16 protein-coding genes and 1 pseudogene are annotated in these 22,764 nt (G+C 61.6%); 11 read left to right on the top strand and 6 right to left on the bottom strand.

Going from position 1 to position 22,764, the window contains the following annotated elements; translation table 11 throughout:
* Positions 1-979: 979 nt before the first annotated feature.
* The gene (locus tag ACM61V_RS15910) at positions 980-1,531 is read right to left on the bottom strand and encodes an MgtC/SapB family protein (RefSeq protein ID WP_401531777.1); all 552 of its coding nucleotides are present in this window, start codon (positions 1,529-1,531) and stop codon (positions 980-982) included.
* 32 nt (positions 1,532-1,563) lie between these two features.
* On the bottom strand, positions 1,564-2,040 hold the full coding sequence (locus tag ACM61V_RS15905) for a DUF2231 domain-containing protein (RefSeq protein ID WP_419714134.1): 477 nt from the start codon (positions 2,038-2,040) through the stop codon (positions 1,564-1,566).
* A gap of 636 nt (positions 2,041-2,676) precedes the next feature.
* Between ACM61V_RS15905 and ACM61V_RS15900 the strand changes: the two genes are divergently transcribed.
* Both ACM61V_RS15900 and ACM61V_RS15895 read left to right on the top strand, forming a co-directional pair.
* A complete protein-coding gene (locus ACM61V_RS15900; RefSeq protein ID WP_419714133.1) occupies positions 2,677-3,354 on the top strand; it encodes a winged helix-turn-helix domain-containing protein in 678 nt (225 codons plus the stop codon).
* Positions 3,254-4,747, top strand: coding sequence for an ATP-binding protein (locus ACM61V_RS15895; protein WP_419714132.1), 1,494 nt, complete (start codon positions 3,254-3,256; stop codon positions 4,745-4,747). The genes ACM61V_RS15900 and ACM61V_RS15895 overlap by 101 nt, the downstream gene beginning before the upstream one ends.
* A gap of 675 nt (positions 4,748-5,422) precedes the next feature.
* Here the strand turns inward: ACM61V_RS15895 and ACM61V_RS15890 are convergent.
* Entirely contained in the window at positions 5,423-5,575 is a 153-nt protein-coding gene (locus ACM61V_RS15890; protein WP_401531769.1) for a hypothetical protein, read from the bottom strand.
* A gap of 220 nt (positions 5,576-5,795) precedes the next feature.
* Here ACM61V_RS15890 and ACM61V_RS15885 point away from each other — a divergent pair, with 220 nt between their 5' ends.
* The 6 genes and pseudogenes from ACM61V_RS15885 (at position 5,796) to ACM61V_RS15860 (ending at position 15,122) form a co-directional block, all read left to right on the top strand.
* Complete coding sequence (locus tag ACM61V_RS15885) at positions 5,796-6,317, top strand: hypothetical protein (RefSeq protein ID WP_419714131.1); 522 nt, start codon at positions 5,796-5,798, stop codon at positions 6,315-6,317.
* 369 nt (positions 6,318-6,686) lie between these two features.
* Positions 6,687-9,065 carry a heavy metal translocating P-type ATPase gene (locus ACM61V_RS15880; protein ID WP_401531767.1) on the top strand — a complete coding sequence of 793 codons (2,379 nt, stop codon included), beginning with the start codon at positions 6,687-6,689 and terminating at the stop codon, positions 9,063-9,065.
* On the top strand, positions 9,062-10,207 hold the full coding sequence (locus ACM61V_RS15875) for a transposase (RefSeq protein ID WP_401531765.1): 1,146 nt from the start codon (positions 9,062-9,064) through the stop codon (positions 10,205-10,207). The genes ACM61V_RS15880 and ACM61V_RS15875 overlap by 4 nt, the downstream gene beginning before the upstream one ends.
* A gap of 156 nt (positions 10,208-10,363) precedes the next feature.
* Complete coding sequence (locus ACM61V_RS15870; RefSeq protein WP_401531764.1) at positions 10,364-11,857, top strand: hypothetical protein; 1,494 nt, start codon at positions 10,364-10,366, stop codon at positions 11,855-11,857.
* Positions 11,858-11,934: 77 nt separating this feature from the next.
* Complete coding sequence (locus ACM61V_RS15865; protein ID WP_419714130.1) at positions 11,935-14,034, top strand: TonB-dependent siderophore receptor; 2,100 nt, start codon at positions 11,935-11,937, stop codon at positions 14,032-14,034.
* Positions 14,034-15,122, top strand: a pseudogene (locus ACM61V_RS15860) (PepSY-associated TM helix domain-containing protein). The gene ACM61V_RS15865 and the pseudogene ACM61V_RS15860 overlap by 1 nt, the downstream one beginning before the upstream one ends.
* Before the next feature lie 464 nt (positions 15,123-15,586).
* On the opposite strand, the gene ACM61V_RS15855 reads toward ACM61V_RS15860, so the two are convergent.
* Positions 15,587-18,454 (bottom strand): TonB-dependent receptor domain-containing protein, encoded by a 2,868-nt coding sequence (locus tag ACM61V_RS15855; RefSeq protein ID WP_419714129.1) that lies wholly within the window; start codon positions 18,452-18,454, stop codon positions 15,587-15,589.
* A 421-nt stretch (positions 18,455-18,875) separates the two neighbouring features.
* On the opposite strand from ACM61V_RS15855, the gene ACM61V_RS15850 reads away from it, so the two are divergent.
* On the top strand, positions 18,876-19,091 hold the full coding sequence (locus ACM61V_RS15850; RefSeq protein ID WP_419714128.1) for a hypothetical protein: 216 nt from the start codon (positions 18,876-18,878) through the stop codon (positions 19,089-19,091).
* Between the two features lie 300 nt (positions 19,092-19,391).
* On the opposite strand, the gene ACM61V_RS15845 is transcribed toward ACM61V_RS15850, so the two are convergent.
* Complete coding sequence (locus ACM61V_RS15845; RefSeq protein WP_419714127.1) at positions 19,392-19,634, bottom strand: hypothetical protein; 243 nt, start codon at positions 19,632-19,634, stop codon at positions 19,392-19,394.
* A gap of 302 nt (positions 19,635-19,936) precedes the next feature.
* Between ACM61V_RS15845 and ACM61V_RS15840 the strand changes: the two genes are divergently transcribed.
* Positions 19,937-20,215 carry a DUF6429 family protein gene (locus tag ACM61V_RS15840; RefSeq protein ID WP_401531753.1) on the top strand — a complete coding sequence of 93 codons (279 nt, stop codon included), beginning with the start codon at positions 19,937-19,939 and terminating at the stop codon, positions 20,213-20,215.
* Here ACM61V_RS15840 and ACM61V_RS15835 read toward each other — a convergent pair.
* The gene (locus tag ACM61V_RS15835; protein ID WP_401531752.1) at positions 20,194-20,556 is read right to left on the bottom strand and encodes a hypothetical protein; all 363 of its coding nucleotides are present in this window, start codon (positions 20,554-20,556) and stop codon (positions 20,194-20,196) included. The genes ACM61V_RS15840 and ACM61V_RS15835 overlap by 22 nt on opposite strands.
* A gap of 819 nt (positions 20,557-21,375) precedes the next feature.
* Here ACM61V_RS15835 and istA point away from each other — a divergent pair.
* On the top strand, positions 21,376-22,677 hold the full coding sequence (gene istA / locus ACM61V_RS15830; protein WP_419714126.1) for an IS21 family transposase: 1,302 nt from the start codon (positions 21,376-21,378) through the stop codon (positions 22,675-22,677).
* The last annotated feature ends 87 nt before the right edge of the window (positions 22,678-22,764 follow it).

Below are 22,764 nucleotides of genomic sequence, written 5' to 3'. Positions count from 1 at the left end.
CGGCGGTCGAAAGGCCATAACCTTGCCGTCGTCGCTTGATCGGGAAGAGTCACGTTCTTTCCATGAAGGCCAAGCCCGCAGGGTCGAGATGAAGTCCGAACGCTAGATGCGCCGCAGCTACGGCGCGAAGCCGGACGGGCGAGTCCTTTGATAGGTCGCGCCACGCGACGGATCTCTGAGCGCCGTTCACATCGCTCCGGATACGTTCGGCAAGCGCTTCGACTTCGTCCGATGTCGGCACGCGCCCAGCTCCCATACAGGCAATTAGACATGGGTGAAATATCCGGTCAAGGTCGGATGAAGCATCGTTCTTATGCCTTAGCTGGCTCTCGCTCGAACCGAGAGCTCGGGCAAACGGAGGGCGCATCAATTTTGTGCCTCAATCGGCGGAGAGCGATGTTTGTATCTCGAATTCCCAGCGCCGCGATGATCCGTGAATTGTAAAATCGCGCCATTGGCAGATGAGAAGTTCGGTTCGCGGACGGACCGCGCACCTGCGGATCGCGGCATTATCTCCTCCTCAGGCAACAGGCGAAACGCTTTCAATGTCTTGCTACGGACCAGCGCTATCGTAAATGGTTGACCCCGACCGCCCCGGGGTAAGGCGGCCGGGGTCTTTGCCGGCATCATCGTTGAATACAAGAACGCACTCGATGCCGGACAGACGGGCCAAGGGGCTGGCCCCGTCACTCGAATTCGGCTGATCTCCCTTTCCTGGCTGTTATCGAACTTGTGGTTGAAACGTCGTCGGCTGAGCAATGTCGCCCGCGGTCCAGCGGCGCTTTCGCTTGAATAATCAAGTCCGAAGGAGCGGCCGATCACCGGCAACATTGACGCGCCTCTTCTGTATCGTCACCTTTCTCCCTTCAGTCATATGGTGCTCCGCTTGTCTGAGCTGTCGAATACATTATTGTCACTTCGGGCCGGCTTCTTGCCCGGGTTGGTCGCATCATACCGTCCAATCCATCTGCGTACGGTCTCAGTGTTCAAGGCGTGAAATTGCAGCGGTCGCGATTGTGTCATCGGATGCGGAGCGCGGCGCCGCTGGGGCGTCGTGAGCATCACCCCCCGGGCCTTTGTCGTTGGTACTTTCATGCACGCGTCGTGCACGATGCGAGAAGTGAGCCCAGCCCGGCAGCCGATGGAGTTCAAGAACACCCAGGATCAATAGCGCCGTGATAGCGGCAAGGTGGTAAATCCCGTAGGCCGCGCTCAGCCCCACCGCGGCGGAAGCCCAAAGCGTTGCCGCCGTCGTCAACCCGGTCACACGACCAGTGTCTCGCAGAATTATACCTGCACCGATGAACCCGATCCCGGTGACGATGCCGGCGGAAATTCGACCCTGGTCACCGATCGCTCCCGAAATAAGACCGAAAGCGCACGCGCCCAGCGCGGTTGCCATATATGTTCGAATACCCGCTTCCCGACCACGGCGTTCGCGTTCCCATCCGATCAGTGCTCCCAGTAGAGCCGCCAGGAGAATGCGACCCACATCGATGAACCAAGGCACGTCGGCCGCGACTGCGGTCATCAAGAGACTCGGAGATCCCGCCATGCCCGCGCTCAAAACGCGAGGTGGCGCAGGCCGCCGTGCATGAACGATCCGCCAAGCCACCCCTGGATTGAGATCGCGACCGTCAGCCCTGGCAGGAGCAACCAGTAAACGGCGCGGTCCTTACGCTGCCGCCGCCGACGCGCGAAGGCCAGATACACGAGCAGGCTTGCAAACGCGGCGATCGAAGTTCCAAGCCAACGATGCGTCATCAAGACCGGATTGCGGTCCGCAAGATAGAAGCCGCCGGCGAACCAGCCGAGCGACGCGGCAACGATCGCGCCAAGGGTGCCGACGACCAGCATGATACGCGCGACGTGCTGATAGCGCGCATTCCGCCTCCACAAACCGAAGAGCTCGATCCCGAAAGCGCCGATAATCATGGCGATCGGAAAATGAATGACCATGACATGGAGACGGCCGAGCCAGTTGAAGAGCCGTTGCGAGAAGGTTTTCCCAACCAGCGAGCCATCATGCATGTGGCCCATTGACGCCTCGTCGCCCGGGTGAGCGTCAGTCGCCGGGTTTCGATCCATTTGCATACCAGCATTTTTGCCGTCTCGTTGTGGCGCCGAGACGTTGGCCGGCCCTGGTCCAGCCCCTAGCTCGTTGGGATCGTGGGCGGCTGCCGGAGCGCCCGCAAAGACGGTCATAGCTACGAATAGGGCAAGGGCCCGTTTGCTGGATATCATCGATAATGCCCTGCTCATTGACTGGAAATTGTCAGCCCCAAGGCGACCACCGCGAGCATCGAGACGATTAACCCGATCTCGCTCAAGACGATCTTATGAGCCATTGCCATCGATCTGACCTAGTGCTTTGGAATGTCTCTGACGGCTCCATTACAAGGGTTTCATTGACGGTGCGTTGACTCGCCGGTGCCCGGTGCCCGGTGCTGCTCGTCGCTCGGGTCGAAGCTTATCTGATTACATGGTTGTAATGTCTGCCACAGGCAGATGGAACGTACGCGCGCGCTACTGAACGCGTAGGGCCAGACCTCGAAACTCCATCCTCCTCAGGGCGCAGGCGATGTCGAGAACAGGCGACTGGCTCGGCTCGCGGTGTTAAAGTGGATGGCGACGTGGAGCTCAGACTTGCTCGTTAATGCAAATTGAGGTGACCGCATGAAGCTGCTTTTGATCGAAGATGACAGCGCGACGGCGGACTATGTCAGGCAGGGGCTGATCGAGCTGGGCCATGCGTGCGATCACAGTGCGACCGGGATCGATGGTCTGACGTCTGCACTCACCAATAGCTACGACGCCATCATCCTGGACCGGAGCCTGCCGCAACTCGATGGGCTCTCGGTGCTGCAAGCCTTGCGGGCCGAAGGCAAGACCGTTCCCGTACTCATCCTGAGCGCGCTTGGTCAAGTCGATGATCGTATCCGCGGTCTCGACAGTGGCGCAGACGATTATCTGCCGAAGCCATTTTCCTTCCAGGAGTTGATCTCGCGGCTGGCCGCCATCATTCGCCGCGGTGAGGGCGCCGCATCCACCACGGTCGTGCGGCGGGTGGCGGATCTTGAACTGGATCTCTTGTCGCGCTCCGCGCGACGCGGCGAGCGGGCAATCGAGCTGTTCGCCAAGGAATTCCAGATCCTAGACTACCTCGTCCGACATGCTGGCCAGGTGGTGACCAGAACTATGATGCTCGAGGCCGTATGGGACTATGGTTTCGATACCGGAACGAATGTCATCGATGTCCACATCAGCCGGTTACGCGCGAAAATCGATCATCCCGGGGAGCGACCGTTGCTTCAAACTGTGCGCGGAGCGGGCTATCGTCTCGATGCACGATAGGCGAAAGCAGACCCATGCCGCCGCATTCAGGGGCGCGCTATGGGTTACACTTGCCGCCCTGGTTGCAACAGTCACGGCGCTGACCTTGCAATACGTCCGCACCATCAGCCTCCTTGATACCGAGGCACGGCATATGGTGGGCGCCGAAATTACAGGATTGGTCGATCGCTACAATGCAGGAGGTTTGACCGAGCTGACGCGTTTCGTCGACGCCCGTGCGCGACGTGACGAAGCGAGGGATTTTGTCTACGTGGTTGCGGACGACAGATTCGAGGTCATTGCCGGTGATCTTTCCGTCTGGCCGCGCGACATGCGTCAATACGGCTGGAGCCGCTCAGCGGTGCCGCTCAAGAGCGGGCAGGGCACCGTCAAGCATGATATCGAGGCGCAAGTCGTTCCTTTGGGTAGCAAAAGTCGCCTCCTCGTCGGGCATCTCGCGAGCGGGCGGGCCCGGCTGCGCGAGCGCTTCATCGAAACCCTGATCTGGTCGATTGGACTCACCTCGCTGATCGGATTGGGACTGGGATGGTTGATCAGTCGTCGCGCGCTCCGTTTTGTCGAACGGGTAAGTGACACCGGTGAGAGGTTCCTCGCCGGCCGCCTGGATGAGCGCCTGCCGACAACTGGGAACGGCGACGAATATGATCGACTGGCAGAAACGGTAAACGCCTGCTTTTCCGAAGTCGAACGGATGGTCGCCAGCTTGCGCGCTGCGACCGACGGGCTCGCGCACGACTTGAAGACGCCGATCACCAGAATCAAGGCTCGAATCGAGCTGGCGATCCTGCGGAAAACGACGAGCGATCCGGGTCTGCTGCTCGACACCACGCATGACCTCGATGCTCTTCTCAAGCTCATCAACGACCTGCTGGGACTTGCGCGCACCGAGGCACTGACGTCCGAAGCGTTCGAGCGGGTCGACCTGGCAGCGATCGCAAGGGAGGCCGTCAATCTCTATGAGCCGGCCGCCGACAGCGAAGGGCGGCGGCTCGTCGGCCATGCGCAACCAGCGGTCGTGGAAGGCGTTCGCCCGCTGTTGATGCAGGCGGTGGTCAACCTGATTGACAATGCTCTCAAATATGGCGGTGCCGCCGCCAATGTGGAGGTGCGCACAGAAACCCGCGACGGCCGTGTCATTCTTTCCGTAGCGGACGATGGCCCTGGTATCGGCCATAACGATCGTGAGCGGGCGGTCGCGCGTCTCACCCGTTTGGATGCTAGCAGGACAACGCCCGGCAGTGGGCTGGGTCTGTCGATTGTCTCCGCTGTCGTGCGGGCACACGGCGGCACGTTGTCGCTGCACGACAACCAGCCTGGTCTCAAGGTTGTGATGAGCCTGCCAGCCTACGGGGGCGCGCGTCCGGCGCGCAAGGACGGTCCGTCGGCAATCTAACGCAGACTGTCCGGGCCTGAACGAGAGATTCCATGCCCTCCGCTGTCCAATCCCCCCGAGGAGCTTCCGTGTCGATCGGTAAATCGGTTTTAACCGGTGCGACAAGCTGGTGCGAACTTCGCAGCCCAAGGTATTGCGTATCATTAGCAATGCTGCCGGCGTCGGTGAGCAGGTACAAAAGGTCTCAGACGCCGCCTGATTAACTGAGCAGCATTGGCAAAATCAATCGATGTGCCGCTCAACGCGGCGTATCGCCTGACAAGGGATGAAACGTGAAATCGCTTTGGAGACTGGCTGCTGCTCTTTTCACGGCTCTTGTCGCATACCCTGTGGCCGCGCAATCGCATAGCGCAGCGGCTCATCCGGCAGACATTGCCGCTGGCCATTCCACATCCTCGGAGATCGGGCAAAATCACAATCCGATGGCCGTAACGTCATTTACAGCGGTGGGCACGTCGCGGCGCGAAATACTGGCAGCTGGAATGCGCGCAGTGCGGCTTTCCCTATGCGTGGTTCAGGGCACGGTGGGCACGGTTATGCCAATTGCCGCCATGACCACCAACCCTATGCGACGCTCGGCAGGTGGCATTGCGGAACTGGCAACCAGGACAGCGAACGACACACTCGACGACCAACAGCGGGAGTAGCCGAAAGATGCGCAGACGATGGACGCTTCTAGTGATTGCTCTCCCCGCCGCCGTGCTGGGTGGATGCATCGGTCGGCAGGAAATGCTGTTCCGGCATGAGACGACCTGCAGCGCTTATGGTTTCGTGCCGGGGAGCCAAGGCTTCGCCAATTGCCTCCTTCAACTGGAGATGGCCGATCATGGTTATAGTCATCACGGGCGACCGGGCAGTTTTTGGCCAGGAATGGCGCCTCCGCCTCTGCCTGGTCCGCGCTGATGATTGAATTCGACGGCAACAAACGATGCCCGGCCAGGTTCCGTGGGTACCACTCTTTTAAGGCGCCGGCGAAGATATGAGCAGAATTGACGAGGCCCGCCCTCGGCCGCGCCAACTTGGTCAAAATCGGCAGGAGGTTGAGATGATGAAGAACATTCTCGCGATCGCAGCAGCGGGCGTAATGATCGCTTCGTTCCCTAGCGCTGCATGGGCGCGGGGCGGACACGGCCATGGCCACTATGCAGGACACGGTCACCATCGCGTTTATGCGCCTGTTCGTATTCGTGGCGCATCCGACCCATACGGCTACGGCTACAATTACAGACCTTTCTATGGATACCCGCCCTACGAAGGGGCCCCGGTGTTCGTCTCAATCGGCGGACATGGCCACCATCATTACTTCCATGCGGATCATGGCTACGGCGCTTGGCATGGATATTATGGCGGACACGGCTATGGCGGACACGGCTATGGCGGACACGGCTATGGCGGACACGGCTATGGCGGACACGGCTATGGCGGACACGGCTATGGCGGACACGGCTATGGCGGACACGGCTATGGCGGACACGGCTATGGCGGACACGGCTATGGCGGACACGGCTATGATGGTCACGGCTATGGCGGTCATGGATCTGGAGACGGACACGGCGGCGAGCACGAATAGCGCGTGAGAAAAAGCCAACCAGCCCTCCAGGTTCCGGTCGGCTGATCTGAGGGGTCCTATTGCGGGAGCGGACAGGCGACAAATGAAGTTGCCCCAGACCGTGTCGTGGAAGGGCGGTCGTGAGGTGCCGCGATAGAACACAGCATCGTAGCAGCGCGTCAAAGCTGCCCGGCCAAAGGCGAGAGCGAGATCCTCCGCCGCCCGCAAAATGCGATCTGCCGACCTCGGTTATGTCCTTTCGCTAAGCGATTTTGCACTCGACATGAGGGGTTGCGCGTGCGGATGCGTAATCCCTCATGATGGGCGTCCGGCGATTGCTGGCCCTGACGCAAGGTCAGACCCCATCGCGACCCGCATTGGAGGATCGACATGGCCGGACACGCGCATCTTCCCGAGGCAACGCCAGGATCAGGCAGTTGCTGCTCTGCGAACCGCGCTAATTCGGGTTCAGATGGCTCGATTATTGAGGCCATTGATCCGGTTTGCGGGATGACGGTCGATCCGACGACAACGCCGCATCAAGTCGAGCAGGACGGCGTGCGAAATTTCTTTTGCAGCGACCGGTGCCGAATACGCTTCGCCGCCGATCCGCAGGCCTATTTGGGTGCGGACCCGCGAGCGGCGGCGGTCGTGCCGCAGGGGGCGGTTTGGACCTGCCCCATGCACCCCGAGATTCGCCGCAATGGACCAGGAACTTGCCTGATCTGCGGCATGACGCTCGAGCCCGAAGATCCCAGCATCGATGCCGGACCCAATCCCGAGCTCGTCGACTTCACCCGGCGCACCTCGATCTCAGCTGCGCTTGTCGTCCCGCTGCTCGCGGTGTCGATGGGCACCGAACTGACCGGCATCCATTTGGTCCCGCCATCCCTTTCGCCCTGGGTCCAGTTAGTGCTCGCCGCGCCGATCGTCCTCTGGTGCGGTTGGCCGTTCTTTGAACGGGGCTGGACCTCGTTGGTCACCCGCCATCTGAACATGTTCACGCTGATCGCGATCGGGGTGGGCGCGGCATTTGCGTACAGCGTCGTCGCGACGGTCGGACCAGGGCTGTTTCCGCCAACCTTCCGCATGCGCGGGATGGTGCCTGTTTATTATGAGGCGGCGGGCGTCGTCGTAACGCTCGTCCTGCTCGGCCAGGTGCTCGAACTGCGTGCGCGGGCAGCGACCGGCCGGGCCATTCGCGCGCTACTCGATCTCGCGCCAAAGACCGCTCGGCGCATCGCCGACGATGGCAGCGAAACCGAAATCGCTCTCGCGGGGGTGAAGGTAGGGGACTATTTGCAGGTGAGGCCTGGCGAGGCAATTCCCGTTGATGGCGACGTCGTCAGCGGCCGCTCCTCGGTCGACGAGTCCATGCTCACGGGAGAGCCGGCTCCGGTCCTTAAGAAAGCCGGCGCGACTGTGACCGGAGGGACGGTCAACGGCACCGGGTCGATTGTCATTCTGGCGCGCGCCGTCGGCTCCGATACGGTGCTGGCGCGGATCGTCAAGATGGTCGCCGAGGCCCAGCGGAGCCGCGCGCCGATCCAGGCGGTAGCGGACCGTGTGTCGGGTTGGTTCGTGCCGCTGGTCGTGGCAATTGCCGCAGCCACATTCCTGGTCTGGAATCTGGTCGGGCCCGAGCCGCGGTTCGCGCATGCGCTGCTCAACGCTATCGCTGTTCTGATCATCGCCTGCCCATGTGCATTGGGGCTCGCCACGCCAATGTCGATCATGGTCGGCACCGGCCGCGGGGCTCACGCCGGCGTGCTCATCAAGAATGCCGAGGCGCTACAGGCGATGGAAGCGGTCGATACGCTGGTAATCGATAAGACGGGCACGCTCACCGCCGGACGACCCCAGGTGACGGCGGTCGAGGTCGCCAACGGTTTCACACGGGAGGAGGTTCTAGGCGCAGCGGCGGCGGTCGAAGCGCGCTCCGAACACCCGCTCGCCCGTGCCGTGTTGAGTAGCGCCGAGGTGAAGGGTGTCAGGGTTCCGGAGGTGGAAGCCTTTGAGTCGCAGACCGGGGCGGGGGTTACCGGCGTGGTAGAGGGACGACGCATTGCGGTCGGGAATGCGGCTCAGTTGCAAAGCGTTGGCGCTGATCCGGCGGCGCTCGGCGCAGCAGCCGAGCGGCATCGCGGGATGGGCGCGGGTGTGATGTTCGTTGCGATTGAAGGGCGGTTTGCAGGGCTCATCGCGGTTGCCGATCCACTTCGCCCCTCCGCCCGTGATGCGATCGCGGCGCTGCGGTCGGAAGGCCTCAGGATCGTGATGCTTACCGGCGACGCCGAGGGAACGGCGCAAGCTGTAGCCGAGGCGATCGGCGGGATCGACGAGATTCATGCTGGCCTAAGGCCCGAGGATAAGGCCCGCATCGTCGTCGAACTCAAGGCGCGAGGGGCCCGCGTGGCAATGGCCGGCGACGGAATCAACGACGCACCCGCGCTCGCTGCAGCGGACGTGGGCGTCGCGATGGGTACTGGTACCGATGTGGCGATCGAAAGCGCGGGAATGACGCTCACCAAGGGCGACTTGGCGGCGATGGTGCGCGCGCGTCGGCTCGCGCACGCGACGATGCGGAACGTTCGTCAGAACCTGTTCTTTTCATTCCTGTTCAACGGCATTGGCGTGCCGATAGCCGCCGGTGTGCTCTATCCAGTCGCGGGCATTCTTCTGTCCCCCATGCTCGCGGGCGCGGCGATGGCGTTGTCGAGCTTTACCGTCGTCAGCAATGCACTGCGACTTAATTCGGTAAAGCTGTGATCCTCGTTCAGATGCTGGGCAGAACAATCGCCCTGGCACATGCAATTCAGTTTGAAATCAACAGACTATTTTCAAAATTGTCTCCAATCCGCGATATGCCGATGCGCCCCGCGCAATCGCCGTTCCATGTGCCGCCTTTGGGGTCAATCGGCGTCGGGCTGAGCTATGACTCAATATGTGGAACGGCCCGGTTAGCAAGGTGTTCGCTGCGCAGGACGGTCCAAAGGTGTGGCCGTCCGCGCTTCGCCGTGACTCATATCGTTGGGGTCGATGACCACGCGTGGCGGCGTAAAAACCATCGCTACGGCACCATCATCTGCGATCTCGAGCGGCGGCGACCAATCCGGCTGCTTCCTGATCGTGAGCCTGTTCCCGGCTACGCCTGGCGCGTGCGGCAACCCCAGATCGCCCCCGTTGTGCGTGATCGTAGCGGCGCTTGCGCGCTGGCGGCCGCCAGGGCTTTATCGTACGTCACCCAGGTCGCGGATCGCTGGCATCTGAACGAGGATGCCAGTCGCGCCGCCCTCGATACAGTATGCGCGTCGATGCGTCCTATCCGGGCGGCGATCGATGCGACCATCGTCGAACCCGTTATCCTGAGCGCTGTGGAACGACTCCAGTACGAGGGCTATTTACGGCGTGAGGAAACCAGCACAGCCATCCTCAAACGGGCCAAGAGCGGGCTTGCGATCAGGGAGATCGAACGTCGAACTGGCCATGGCAGAGGTGATGTCCGCGCCATGATCCGCGGCCAGCGTTTCGAGGCGTCCCGCACGCGAGATAGCTCGCTCGAGCCTTGGCTGGGGCGGGCAGGATCAAGCCCCCTCGCTTTCTTCGCTCACGGTGTACGGAAGGACCTCGCCGCCATTCGCGCCGTTATCGTATCGTCCTGGTCGAACGGGCAAACCGGTGGGCAGATCACAACGCTCCAGCTGCGATCGCGCAAAACTCGATCTGCTCGAAGCCAGACAGATTGGAGCGACATCCCAAGCAACCCCAAATATGCGTCAGAGCCCATTTTTGTAAACCGATCCACAACCGTGAATTTGGCGGGAAGGTCGCGAGTGCCGGAAACGCGAACGGGCACGACGCTATTGGACGCGCGAGCGTCGGGAGCGCGAATACCGCGGACACCACGATGATGACAATTGGTTGCCGTCGATGGCGTTTCGGCGAGGTGGATGGCGCGGTGAAACGCTCCCGGGATGGTGACCGACGACGCCGAAGCGGCGCTCCTGCGATGGCCGCAAAGGAAATGAGTTGGATGACGCCTGCGCGCGCGCTGATTGGATGCCCCGATGACTAGCGCGGGTACGGACATATCCACGGCGCGCGGTCGATCGGCGCGATCGGGCGCATTTGCTGTCTTCGTACTGCTGCTCCTCGTCGCCATTTTGATTCGCGCGCGCGATTTTGGTAATCCGGCCATCCATGTCGATGAGGAATATTATTTGCTCGTCGGCGACAGGATGCTGCACGGCGTGCTGCCCTATATCGGCATATGGGACCGCAAGCCGGTCGGGCTTTTTCTGATCTTCGCCGCGATCCGGTTGATACCGGGGGACGGGATCCTCACCTATCAACTCGTCGCGACCCTATTTGCCGCAGCTACCGCCTGGATGATCGCGCGCGCCGGCCGGAAGCTGGGTGCAAGCGGGGGCGGGGCGATCGCGGCCGCGATCGGGTATATTCTCTGGCTCTCCCTGCTGAGCGGGCGAGGCGGTCAGTCGCCGGTTTTCTACAATTTGTTCATCGCTGCCGGAGGATTGTTGACGCTGCGGTTGCCGCTGCTGGCAGCGCAAGGTGGCCGGCGCGCGATTGTGCTCAATGGTGCGGGCGCCTGTCTGCTTGCCGGATTGGCGATCCAGACCAAATACACGCCGGTTGTCGAGGGCGCCTTTTTTGGCCTCGCGCACCTTTGCTATCTGCGGCGCGCGAGAGCGTCGTGGCTCGCGATGGGCGGTGCTGCGACCTTGTGGGCGGGGTTGGGTTTGGCGCCGACCGGGCTGGCCGTTGCTTATTACTATTGGCGCGGTCCTGTTGAGTTCCAGGCATTCTGGTTTTCCAATTTCGTGTCGATCGGTCTACGTAGGGGATACCCCGCCGCGAAGATTGCAGCGCGCCTGGCGGGGACTATGACGCAGCTTGCGCCGTTCGCGGTATGTGCAGTTCTTTGCTGGCGCGAACGTCCACGCAATGCCCCAACACTCCTTGTCTTTGGCTGGCTGGCGGCTGCGCTGGTCGCCTTCGTGATGATCGGCGCATTCTTCGATCATTATGCTCTGCCGCTGATGGTGCCGCTGACGATAATCGCGGCGCCCGTTGTAGGGCGGTACCGTGCTGCGCTCCTCGCGACGATGGGATGGGGGGCGGCGCTGTTGGTGTTCCATCTCACCAGTGAACCCGATGACGGGGCCTCGGCCCGCGCGATCGCGCAGCTGATCAAGGCCAATAGCAGGGGCGAATGTCCCTATGTCTTCGCCGGAGATTCGATCCTTTATTACCTTGCCGAGGCGTGCCTCCCGACTGCTTATGCCTTTCCCTCCACGCTCGCCTATGACGCGGAACGCGGGGCGACGGGGATCGACGAAACGGCCGAAGTGCGCCGGATCATGGCCAGGCGGCCGCCGGTGGTGGTGACGATGGATCACCCGCTCGCGCCATGGAACCTCGCCACACACGCCGTCGTGGCGCTCACGCTGGAACGAGACTATCGCCTGATTATGGCGGCGCCACGCGGACCCGATCGTCTGCTCGTTTATCTGCGGCGCGGTTTCCGCCGGGCGCGATAAGCCTGGAAAGCTTATTTGCAAATGAGTTGCAATACCGTATGGGCGCCACCGTACATTAACCGGGGGTGATCGTTCCAATGCGCGTTGTGGTCCGTATCGATCGATATCGTCCTTCGGATTCGATCCTGTTGGGCGCCGCCCTCGCGGTGCTGTCCACCGTTCCCGCGCAGGCGCAGAGCCGGAATGCGCACGGCGGTGATGAGGATATCGTCGTGACCGCGGATCGTCAGGGCAGCTTCGGTGCCGACTTCGTTCAGGCCGGCACGTTCCGCGACGCGCGACTGCTCGATACGCCGCTGACTGTCGCGGTCATGACAAAGGAATTGCTCGAGGCGCAGCAGGCACGATCGATCATCGACGCGGTGCGCAATACGCCAGGGGTAACCCAGGCGCAGATCAACACGAGCATCTACAGCAACCTCGCCATCCGCGGCATCACACTCAACAATTTCGCCAACGTGCGGTGGAACGGCGTCCTGCCGGTGATCAATCTCGTCGAGCAGCCGATCGAAAGCAAGGACCGGATCGAGGTGCTGAAGGGCGCGGCAGGGCTCTATTACGGCTTCGCCACCCCATCCGGCATCGTCAACCTGGTGACCGAAAGGCCGGCGGCCGTACCGGTCACGCGGTTCGGCATGACCGGCGACAGCAACGGGTCGATCGGCGCGGATATCGATATCAGCCGCGGGTTCGGCAAGGCTGGCGTGCGGGTCAATGCGGGTAGTTCGCTGGTCGATACCGGCGTCAGATTGACCAGCGGCGAACGGCATTTCGTGACTGGCGCATTCGACTGGCGGCCGCTCGCCGGCCTCGAGTTGCTGCTCGACGCCGAATATATCTACAAGACGATCACCGAGCCGACCGAATTCAGCCTGAGCGCGGCCAATGGCGTCATCACCCTTCCACCATTGCAACCGCCGTCGACCAATCTCGGCGGCAAATGGATGCAGGCACGGGGATGGGAAACGAACCTCCTTGCACGCGTCAATTATGCCTTCGCGCCGGGCTGGCGATTGTCGACGGCGATAGGCCAGTCCTTCCTCAGCCGCGATCGGGCCTATTCCTCGTTCGGCGGCTATAATCTTGCCACGGGCAACGGCATTGTCTCGGTCGCGCAAACGCGGGGCAATGATTATAAGAACATCATCTATCGTGCGGATGTGTCCGGCACCTTCCGCACCTGCCCAGTCGAGCATAGCCTTCTCGTTGGCGCCGCCTATCTGACCCGCGACAGCAATGTACCGACATCCGTGCGTCGCAGCTTCGCGCAGAACCTCTACAATCCCGTGCCGATCCCCCAGCAGATGCCCGCGCCGCGCATCATCCCCAATCCGGCGCGCACCGAGGATCTGGGCATCTATATCTTCGATCGCGCTTCGCTCGGCGACTGGCTGCAGGCGACGGTAGGCTATCGCAAGACCGACTATCGCGATGTCAGCCGCACCAGCCGGTACAACATCAAGCCCGATACCTTCTCCTACGGCCTGATGGTGAAGCCGTCGGCATGGGCGAGCCTCTACGCCAATTATATCGAAGGGTTGGAACCGGGGCCGATCGCCCAGCAGATCGCCAACAATGCCGGTGAAATCCTGCCCGCCGCGATCAGCAAGCAATATGAAGCGGGGGTCAAGATCGAGCCATTGCGGGGCCTGTTGCTGACCGGCGCCTATTTCCACATCAAGCGTCCTTCCGCCTATCTCAACAGCGCCAATTTCTTCGTGCAGGACGGCGAGGCGGCTTATCAGGGCGCGGAGTTCAGCGCGGTCGGCGAATTGATACCCAACCTGTCGATCTCGGGCAGCGCGATGGTGCTCGACGCCAAGCAGCAATCGGGTGCGGCGAACGTCATCGGCAAACAGATCGAGAATGTCGCGAAATTTTCCGGTTCGCTATTCATCGAATATCGGGTTCCGCAGATCTCAGGGCTGCGTGTGTCCGCCGGCGTGTTCCATGTCGGCCGCCGCGCCGTCAATGCGCTGAACCAGGGTTTCGTGCCGGGCTATGAAACGTTCGACGCGGGCGCCAGCTACGGCTTCGATCTGCTCGGCAAACAGGCGATGGTGCGGGTCTATGGCCAGAACATCGCCGGCAAGCGCTACTGGGCGTCCACCGGATCCAGCCTGCTCGCGCAAGGGTTGCCGATGTCGGTCAAGTTCGCCTTCTCGATCCAGTTGTAATGATGAGCGCGCGGCGGGTTCCGACGGGGCGGCTGATGTGGGTGGTGGATCACCTGCATCGCTGGATTGGCGGCGTGATCGGGATTCTGCTGGCGCTGCTGGGCGTGTCGGGCGCGCTGCTGGTCAATGCCGACAGTTTGTTCGCACCGGCTGGCCGCGCCGCCGGCCGTGCGGTTTCGCTGCCAGGCATTGTGGTCGAAGCGGCGCAAAATACGACCGCCCGCCTGGACTATATCATCTTCGCGTCGCCGGATTTTCCCTTTCATCGCGTCGTCTATCACGACGGGTCGGGCCGCTATCTCGATGCCGCCGGCATCACCGTCGGCCGGTGGCAGAACCAATGGGGGCGCCCGGAAATCTGGCTGTTCGATTTCCATCGCCATCTGTTCATCGGCAAGACCGGCGAAGCCATCGTCGGGATCGCCGCGCTGCTGGGGATCGGTTTTGTCGTCACGGGGACGATCCTCTGGTGGCGTCGTCGGCGAATGTTCACCCCGAAATTATGGCCGTCGCGGATGAGTCGCCCGGCCATCGTCTGACATCATCGTGACCTTGGCATCATTGTCGCCCCGCTGTTGCTGTTGTCATTCGTAACCGGTGCGGCGATGGCGCTGAAGCCGGTAGGCCTGATGCTGGTCAGCCCCTGGTCGACCGCGAGCGAGATTGCGGCCGCGACGGCGCAGCCTGCCGTCCGGTTCGCCGATCCCCGCGAGCAACCGGACTGGCCGGCAATATTCGCTGCCGCGCGGCATCGGTTCCCCGCAACCGAGATACGGCTGCTTGGTTTTCCTGCTCAAGCGGGCGATCCGATCCTGTTGCGTATGCGCCAATCCGAAGAATGGTTGCCTAATGGTCATACCTTTCTCTGGTTCGCGCCGGGTGGCGCACATTTGATCGAGGCTAGGGATGCTCACACCCTTCCGAAAGGGGTGGCGATCCTCGATCTGGCCTATCCGCTTCACGCAGCCAAAGCGGGAGGAGTTTTCCACCGACTGATCATGACAATCGGGGGGATCGCGCTTGCGCTGCTCGGCTCGTTCTCGGTCTGGAGCTTCTGGCTCATGCCCGGTGCCAAATCTGACCGATAAGCTTTACATATTCGTGATGACCGACCGTTGGAAGCCGCGTCTATCAGTTCTTCGAGCATTACTTTACGGTTGAGAAGGGCTTCTCGCAGGCCTCGATTCGAAGCTAACGTGACGGCATCCGGTTGTTTCTTCTCTTCCTCGCCCGTGAACCCGCATCATATTGGTATTCATCAATTTGAGTCGGTGAATTTCTTGCGCATCGGGTTCAAAAACGACCTGTGAGGGCAGGGTCGATAGATGGCGTGCCAGATTTTCATCCCGAAACTGAACGTTGGTGTAAGTCCAGAGTCGGGGGCCGGGATCCTGCCAGAACTATGATCCTTTGACAAAGCGTGCGGCCGTGCGCTCGACGCCGGTGAGAACGACCCTGCGCCTCCCTGGCTGGCAAGTCGAGCATGACCCCTGATTGAAATGGCGGGCCGTGCCGCGTACGACCCGCCTGGTGTGAACCAATTCGGTTTCGGTTACATCCGGTAGGAAAGCCGGAGATAGCCGAACTGACCCGGGACGTCATAGGTCGTCGGGTCGTAATTGTTGAGGCTGCAGCTGAAGCAGCCCGGCGGGTTGACGTTGAACAGATTGTTGACACCGAGCGTGAGCGCGAAGCGGCTGTCCATGAACGTCGGGCGGAATTGCAGCTGCAGGTCCGTATAGAAGCGGCTGCCCAGCCGTGTGCCGTTCTGAATCTCGGTCACCGCACCGATATAGCGCCCGGTGACCGATGCCGAGACCGGACCGAGCGACCAGTCGAACACCCCGGTTCCCTTGAAGTGCGGATAGGCCTGATCGGGGCTGCCGCGCTCGGTGCCGAGATAGTTGGTCGTCGTGGTTCCCATGGTGGCGGGGACGCTTTCCGCATATTTCAACAGCACATTGCCGTAGAGGCTGAGGCCGAAGGTGCCCGCGCCCGTCTCGGCGCTGCGCAAGGTGAGCGTCGCATCAATGCCACGGGTGCGGATCGTGCCGGTATTGAGCAGCACGCCGTTGATCGCGGAGATGAAGCCGTTTGGCGTACGCTGGACAGCGGCGCAGCTCAGCGCGTCGCCCAATTGCGCGCAGCGGTTGAGCAGCACATTGGCGTCGATCGAGGCGATCGCGCCCTTGAGCTGGATATCGTAATAATTGACCTCGAGGCTCACCGCACGCATCGCGCCGTGCCGCGCCCAGTCGGGGCTATAAACCCCGCCGAACAGGATCGTGCGCGCGGTTTCGGGCTTCAGACTGGCGTTGCCACCGGTCAGCACCGGCAGTTGCCCGCCCTGCGGCTCGGCATAGCTGCCATTGGCGGGAACGCCGTTGGCGGTGCAATTGGTGCGCACCGTCGCCGACGTCTGGTAGAGCGAACCCGCGACATTGGTGCACGGATCCGACAATGGCACGTCGAAACGTGAGCGCGCGCCATAGAGCTCGCCGATGCTCGGCGCCCGGAGGCTTTGGGCGTAGGAACCGCGCAGCAGCAGGTCGGCGACCGGCTTCCACTGCGCGCCGCCGGTTAGCGTGGTATTGCCGCCGAACGAGGAATAGTTCGAATAGCGCGCCGCGCCGTTGAGCTCGAGCAGCTGGAAGCCTGGTACATCCTTGAGCAAGGGTGCGCGGAGCTCGCCATAGACTTCGTCGACGGTGAACCGGCCGCTCGCCGCCTGTGCGGGAATGTCGGCGCCAAGCCCGGCCTGAATGATCGGATCGGGGGTGAAGCTGCCATATTGGGCACGATGCTCGTAGCCGAGCGCGACCCCCAGCGGGCCGCCGGGCAGGTCGAACAATGCGCCTGAAAGGTTGACTTCATAATCATTGAGCCGCTGGCGGCTGCGATCGCGCTCGTCAAACCCGACGAAGGCGAGCATCGCCGGGGTCACCGAGCCGATCCCGCCAAAGATATTGAACGGCACGCATGGTCCGGTGCACTGGGAGACAGGCCCCAATGCCTGCGCCAGCTTAGCAGCGTTGATATTGCCGGTGAATAATTGATGCGCGTCGTTGAGCCCGAGGACCGCGTTGGCATCCCAATACCAGGTATGCCCGAACAGCCTGAACTTGCCGTCGAGCGTGCCGGTGACGCTGAACGTATCGACATCCTGCGTATAGGTGCGCTGCCCCGCCTCGACCAGCCGGCGGGCGATGAAGCTATAGGTCGCGGGCTGACCGTTGGTGCCCGAATTGAGCATGCCGAACGGGTTATAGGGGTTGGTCGCGTCGATCGAGATCGTGTCGAGCAGATTGCCGTTGCCCGCATCAGGCCCGACGAACAGCGGCAGGAACGCCGCTTGGTTCTGTGAACGACGGTGATTGTAGACCAGCTTCACCCTCAGGTTTAGCGCGTCGCTGAACTCGGCGCGCGCATTGAGGAAACCGCCATAGCGCTCGCTCGGCGTCTCAAAATAATTGTACGGCGCGAAGTTGAAGCGATCTGCCGAGGTGAAGTTCTTATAATCGCCCCCGACCAGGGTCGGATCGTACACCGGTTTGCGGCCCACCACCGGACCGCGCAGCGTCAGATCCTTCCCGTCGACGTCGAACCGGCCGAGCGGGGTCGCGCCGCTGCATCCGCCGATCGGGTCCGAGCAGCTCGTCTGCCCGGGATTGGGATATTGCGAAATCGAGCGATTGCGCGCGCTTACCGAGCCTTGCTTGATGTAATTGACGCCGGCGACGATGCTGACCCCGTCTTTTCCGGTGCCGTAGCTCATCTGGTAATTCTGGGTCTTGCCGTCGCCCTGGCGGAACGAGCCGATCTGCGCTGATGCCTTGAACCCGTCCTGCCGGGACTTGGTGATGATATTGACCACGCCCGCGATCGCATCCGAGCCGTAGAGTGGCGAGGCGCCCGACTGCAGCACCTCGATCCGCTCGATCATCCCGTCCGGGATCGAATTGAGGTCGACCGAATTGGGAATGCCGCTCGCCGCCGCGCCGCTGACATAGCGCAGACCGTCGACCAGCACGAGTGTACGTTTGGCGCCGAGGTAGCGCAGATCGATCGTCGACGACCCCGCGCCGACGCCGCCGCCATCGGGCGGGTTGCCGAGATTGCCGCTGTTGTTGAACCGGGTGTTGAGGCCGCCCGACGAACTCGGCAGGCGCTGTAGCACGTCGGCGATCGAGGAAAGCCCGGTCTTCGCAATCGCCTCGCTATCGACGCTGACGACGGGCGACGCCTGATCGAGCGGATCGCGGCGGATGCGCGAGCCGGTGACGACGACTTCGGCGCTTGGCGTGACAGTATCGGGCGCAGAGGCTCCCGTCGACTGCGCCGCGGCGGGCGTCGAGGTTGCAGCAATCGAAACCGCCACAACTGCGACCCCGGCAAGCCAGTTGGATCTGGATTCCCTCATGAATGTTCCCCTTTTTGTACAAACCGGGCGGTGCATTGCCGCAACGGTCTTCGTTATTTGACCTAGTCTATCCCACGCAGGTCATCGGGCAAGCGGGGTCGATTCGAATTGTCTATGACTATGGCAAAATTGCTGCACTTGGGATCTGAATGTCGTTTGCGGCTCGTTTCTACTTGGTTAGTGCTGGATTGGCCGGAGATCGCACGGTTGCTCGGGGAGATGCTGCGCGATCGACGGTCACAGGCGGTGCTGACGAAACCAGTGTTCTTAAGCAGCGTCGGCAGCCGCTGGCGAGCTTTGGCCTGTACAAGCCAGTCCAACACGACCGCGACGATATTCATTCCGGCATCTAGCGACGCCCCGTCTCGCCACTTGTTCGGAGGTATATGGCAGCGGCCATCTCCTTGCGTCGGGTGTTAACGTGAACGTCATCTGGGAATGGTTGGACCATATTTGTCTCGAGACCACGAACCGGGACGCCAAGATCAACATCAGGATGAAGCAGGAAGCGCTCGAAGCCTACAGGGAGCCTTTCCCCGGTGAAATCGACCGCGGTCTCGTCGTCCGGCAACGGCCGGCGAATGATGCGGGAAACAGGCTGCGTCGGGATAGTGGCGATCGGACGCTGGCCTGGTGAACCCGGCGAGCGGCAATCGTGCCGCGCGCTTCGGCAAGACAGAGTTTCACGCTTGTGATGTCGGCACCGACCCCGGGCGCCATCTGCGCCGGATCGATATTGTCGAAGGCGTACGGGTCGAACAGGACGCGCGGAAGCGTGGGAAGCGCCCACATCTTTTCCACGCGAACGCGGTCATAGAAGAACATGACCATGTCCCACACCGCAGGGAGCGGGCGATGGCCTGGACGCGACGGCGCTGAACCGCTTGCCGCATATTTCAGAAACCAGGCCGCGCAACCGTTCGGTGCAGGCAATCGCTCACGCCAGTTCTTCCGACGTGATGCGATAGCGGTGGCCATAGCGCACCTCGACATACGCACGGCGGATGCAACCGAATACGCCACACTCGAACGGGGTTCCACGCGACCGTGCCGGCATAAGCCGCGCGCCGAGTCCCTCGGCTACCTCGCGCAACTGATCCAACGCCTGGGTGCGCAGGCCGCGGAGCGTGAGCGACCATGACACACATCGATAGAGATGCCCGCACGTATGATCGAGCATCAGCGCTGCCATGGCGGCGTTGCCCCGTGCGCGGCGGTTGCGGCCGGACCGGGATCCGCCGTCGCGGCGCTGTCCTTTGCGCATTCCACCGGCAGTCTATCAGGAAACAATTGTGAAACAAAGGTGTTACCGGCCCAGCAGCAAACGACCCGGGCCGGCATCACGCCGAAAGGAAACCGGTGGCGGGCGCAATCACCGGGCAGTTCGGGAGGACGCTCGTGCTTGTTCGTGCAATAGTCGGCCTCTGGTCACGCGCGACTTGCCGTCAGATGTGATAGGAAATTGCGGGAAGGAGTTCGCATATGCTTCCACCGGAGATCGACACCGACCGGATCGATGAAGCGGTGCTGGCCCTGATGTTCCTGACGCTGCACAAGGAGCGCGCGTCTGATCCGCTCTGGAGAGCGTGGAAAGCCTTTGACTGGGACACGATGGGGCGCCTGTACGACAAGGATTGCATCTTCAACCCCGTCGGAAAGGCAAAATCTGTTACGCTGACCGCGGAAGGGGAGCGTCGTTGTAGGCAGGCCTATTACCGCCTGTTCACGAAGGAGGACAATCAGACCGTGCCGGGAAGTTGAGCCCGTCGGTTCTGTGCTTTTGCCTCCCACCAATCGAGCCGAGCCACCATCTCGTATTCCGAAAGTGGCGGAAACGGTTCGCCGAGCTGTTCAAGCGCCTGTTCGACATGAGCCGCAGCGACACCTTCACCATTTTGATCCAGTAGCGCGACCGCCATTCGAAGGAGGTCTTTTGCTACCCGATTTCCATGCGGGTTGCTTAAACCCTGGGTTTCGCCCAGTATCGCAAGTGCCTGCCGGAAGTAGGGTTGGGCGCGATAGTCCCTGGCTTTGGTGAGCAACTCAATGCTCCGCTTAGCGAGGCGGATGGTATTCGATATAAGCTGTTCGGGATTTTCCACGCGCTTTACCTTCCCGGAATTGGTCGCTATGCAATCGTCTTTGTGGTCAACATTTGGTGCCAACGTCGGCGGTGAGTGGTTGGCCGGGTAAACTGCCGATCCCTTGGTTAAGCCAATTTCGCTGACCTAAATGTGATATTCTCAAACTGAGTTAGCTGATGCAATGACATAGTGAATCTGGGTGCGTGAGTTCCATTTTTCAACATTATTGAAGCATTATTCGATACGATCGTCAGCGTATATATGAAGAAGTCAATGCGATATCGAACTTCCTGGTAATATATGGCGTGTGTTGGTCCTTGAATTTGCTTCATGGCGATCGGCGAAATGTCTTCAGAAAAGAGTGTTCGGATGAGCGACTCGGCCTGACGTCCTCCCTCTTTGTCATGAATTTATCCTGTTTGGTTGATTTTTAGTAAAAGTTGCCTGATCACGAAACCCGGTCACATAGGCGCGCCCCTATGGATTTGGAGATCGATTCGCAAGTCGTTCTCTTCGCCGCATGTTATGACCTCGGTAGCTTTTGGGAGCGTTGGACCTCGTGCATCGCATTCTGGTCGAGCTCCTTCCATCACTCATTGCGGTTGCGAAGCTATCGGCTACCCGTTAGCCGATACACGCCCAACGGCTGGATTCATCACAGCTGCGCTGGCTGTGTTTCGGCCTGCAAAATCGGCTCTGACTCATATTTGATGCAATGGACGGATAGGGTTCGGCTGCCAGCTGAGCCTTTCTTGATGCGGGTTTGTCAGGCGCCGTGTAAAACTGGGCCGGTAGCGACAGATAGAACTGGGCCCCCTCCTGAAGGAGGAGGGACTGATGAGTATCCTGGATAATGCGAGGATCTCCGCGGTGTGTTCGCGGAGAGAGGCGATGCTCGAGCCTGATGAGGTGACGGCGATGCTGCGGTTGAGCAAGCTGGGTTGGGGAAGCCGCCGCATCGCGCGGGAGTTTGGTTGCTCGCGCACGACGGTGCAGCGCTACATCGGCGTGGGCGGGTGGCAGGACTTCCGGAGCCCGCGGAAGGGAGTGAGCAAGCTGGCGGGGCACGAGGCATGGCTACGTGCGCGGTTTTTCCGACACCGGGGCAATGCGGACGTGGTGCGCCAGGATCTGGCGCGGGAACTGGGCGTGACGGTGAGCCTGCGTACGGTCGAGCGGGCGGTGTCGGGCTATCGGCAGGAGTTAGCTGCCGAAGCGACGGCGACGATGCGGTTCGAGACCCCGCCGGGGCACCAGATGCAGATCGACTTTGGCGAGAAGCGGGTGTGCCTCGCCGGCGAGATGATGCGGATCTACATGTTTGTGGCGACGCTGGGCTATTCGCGCCGAACCTTTGCGATGGCGTTCCGGCATGAACGCCAGTCAGCATGGCTGGATGGGATCGAAGCGGCCTTCCGGTATTTCGGCGGAACGACAACCGAGGTGCTGCTCGACAATGCGCGCGCGCTGGTCACGCATCACGACGCGGCGACACGTGAGGTGATCTTCAACGACCGGTTACATGCTTTCTCGCGCTACTGGGGTTTCCGGCCACGTGCCTGTGCGCCGTATCGAGCGCGAACGAAGGGCAAGGATGAGCGCGGTGTTGGCTATGTGAAGCACAACGCGTTGGCCGGGCACAGCTTTGCGAGCATGGAAGCGCTCGAGCAGCATATCGCATGGTGGTTGCGCGAGGTCGCCGACACCCGTTGTCATGGCTCGACCGGCGAGCCGCCTCTTCAGCGTTTTGTCCGCGATGAGGCCAGTCGGCTGAGACCGCTACAGGGTCGGCCACCATTCCGACAGCTCCGCGAACTTGTCCGCAAGGTGCACAGCGACTGCGCCGTCGAGGTCGACACCAATGCCTATTCCGTTCCCTGGCGGCTTGTCGGCGAGAGCGTGCAGGTGACGCTGAGCGGTACCCGGGTGCGCATCTTCCATGGCGGACAGCTGGTCGCCGAACACGCAGAAGCCAGCGGCCGGCACCGCCGGCTGACCGATCCGGCCCATTTTGTCGGCGTCAGTGGCGTGGGCGCCCCGGTACGGCGCCCTGTTGTTCCCGAGACGGCGGTAACGCCGTCTCCCGAGCTGCTGCGTCCCTTGCTTGAGTATGAGCAACTGGCAGGAGGGCGGTGGTGATGGCGGTCGATCATGAGACGATGCTGGGCTGGCTGACCCGGCTCAAGCTGGGCCTGTCGGAAATTTTGTGCGCGGAGCCGGTTTCGT

It is taken from the genome of Sphingomonas sp. TX0543 (genome assembly GCF_048565505.1).
Taxonomy (GTDB): domain Bacteria; phylum Pseudomonadota; class Alphaproteobacteria; order Sphingomonadales; family Sphingomonadaceae; genus Sphingomonas.
The sequence above is the reverse complement of the archived record's forward strand: the minus strand, read 5'-3'. Positions and strand labels throughout refer to the sequence as shown.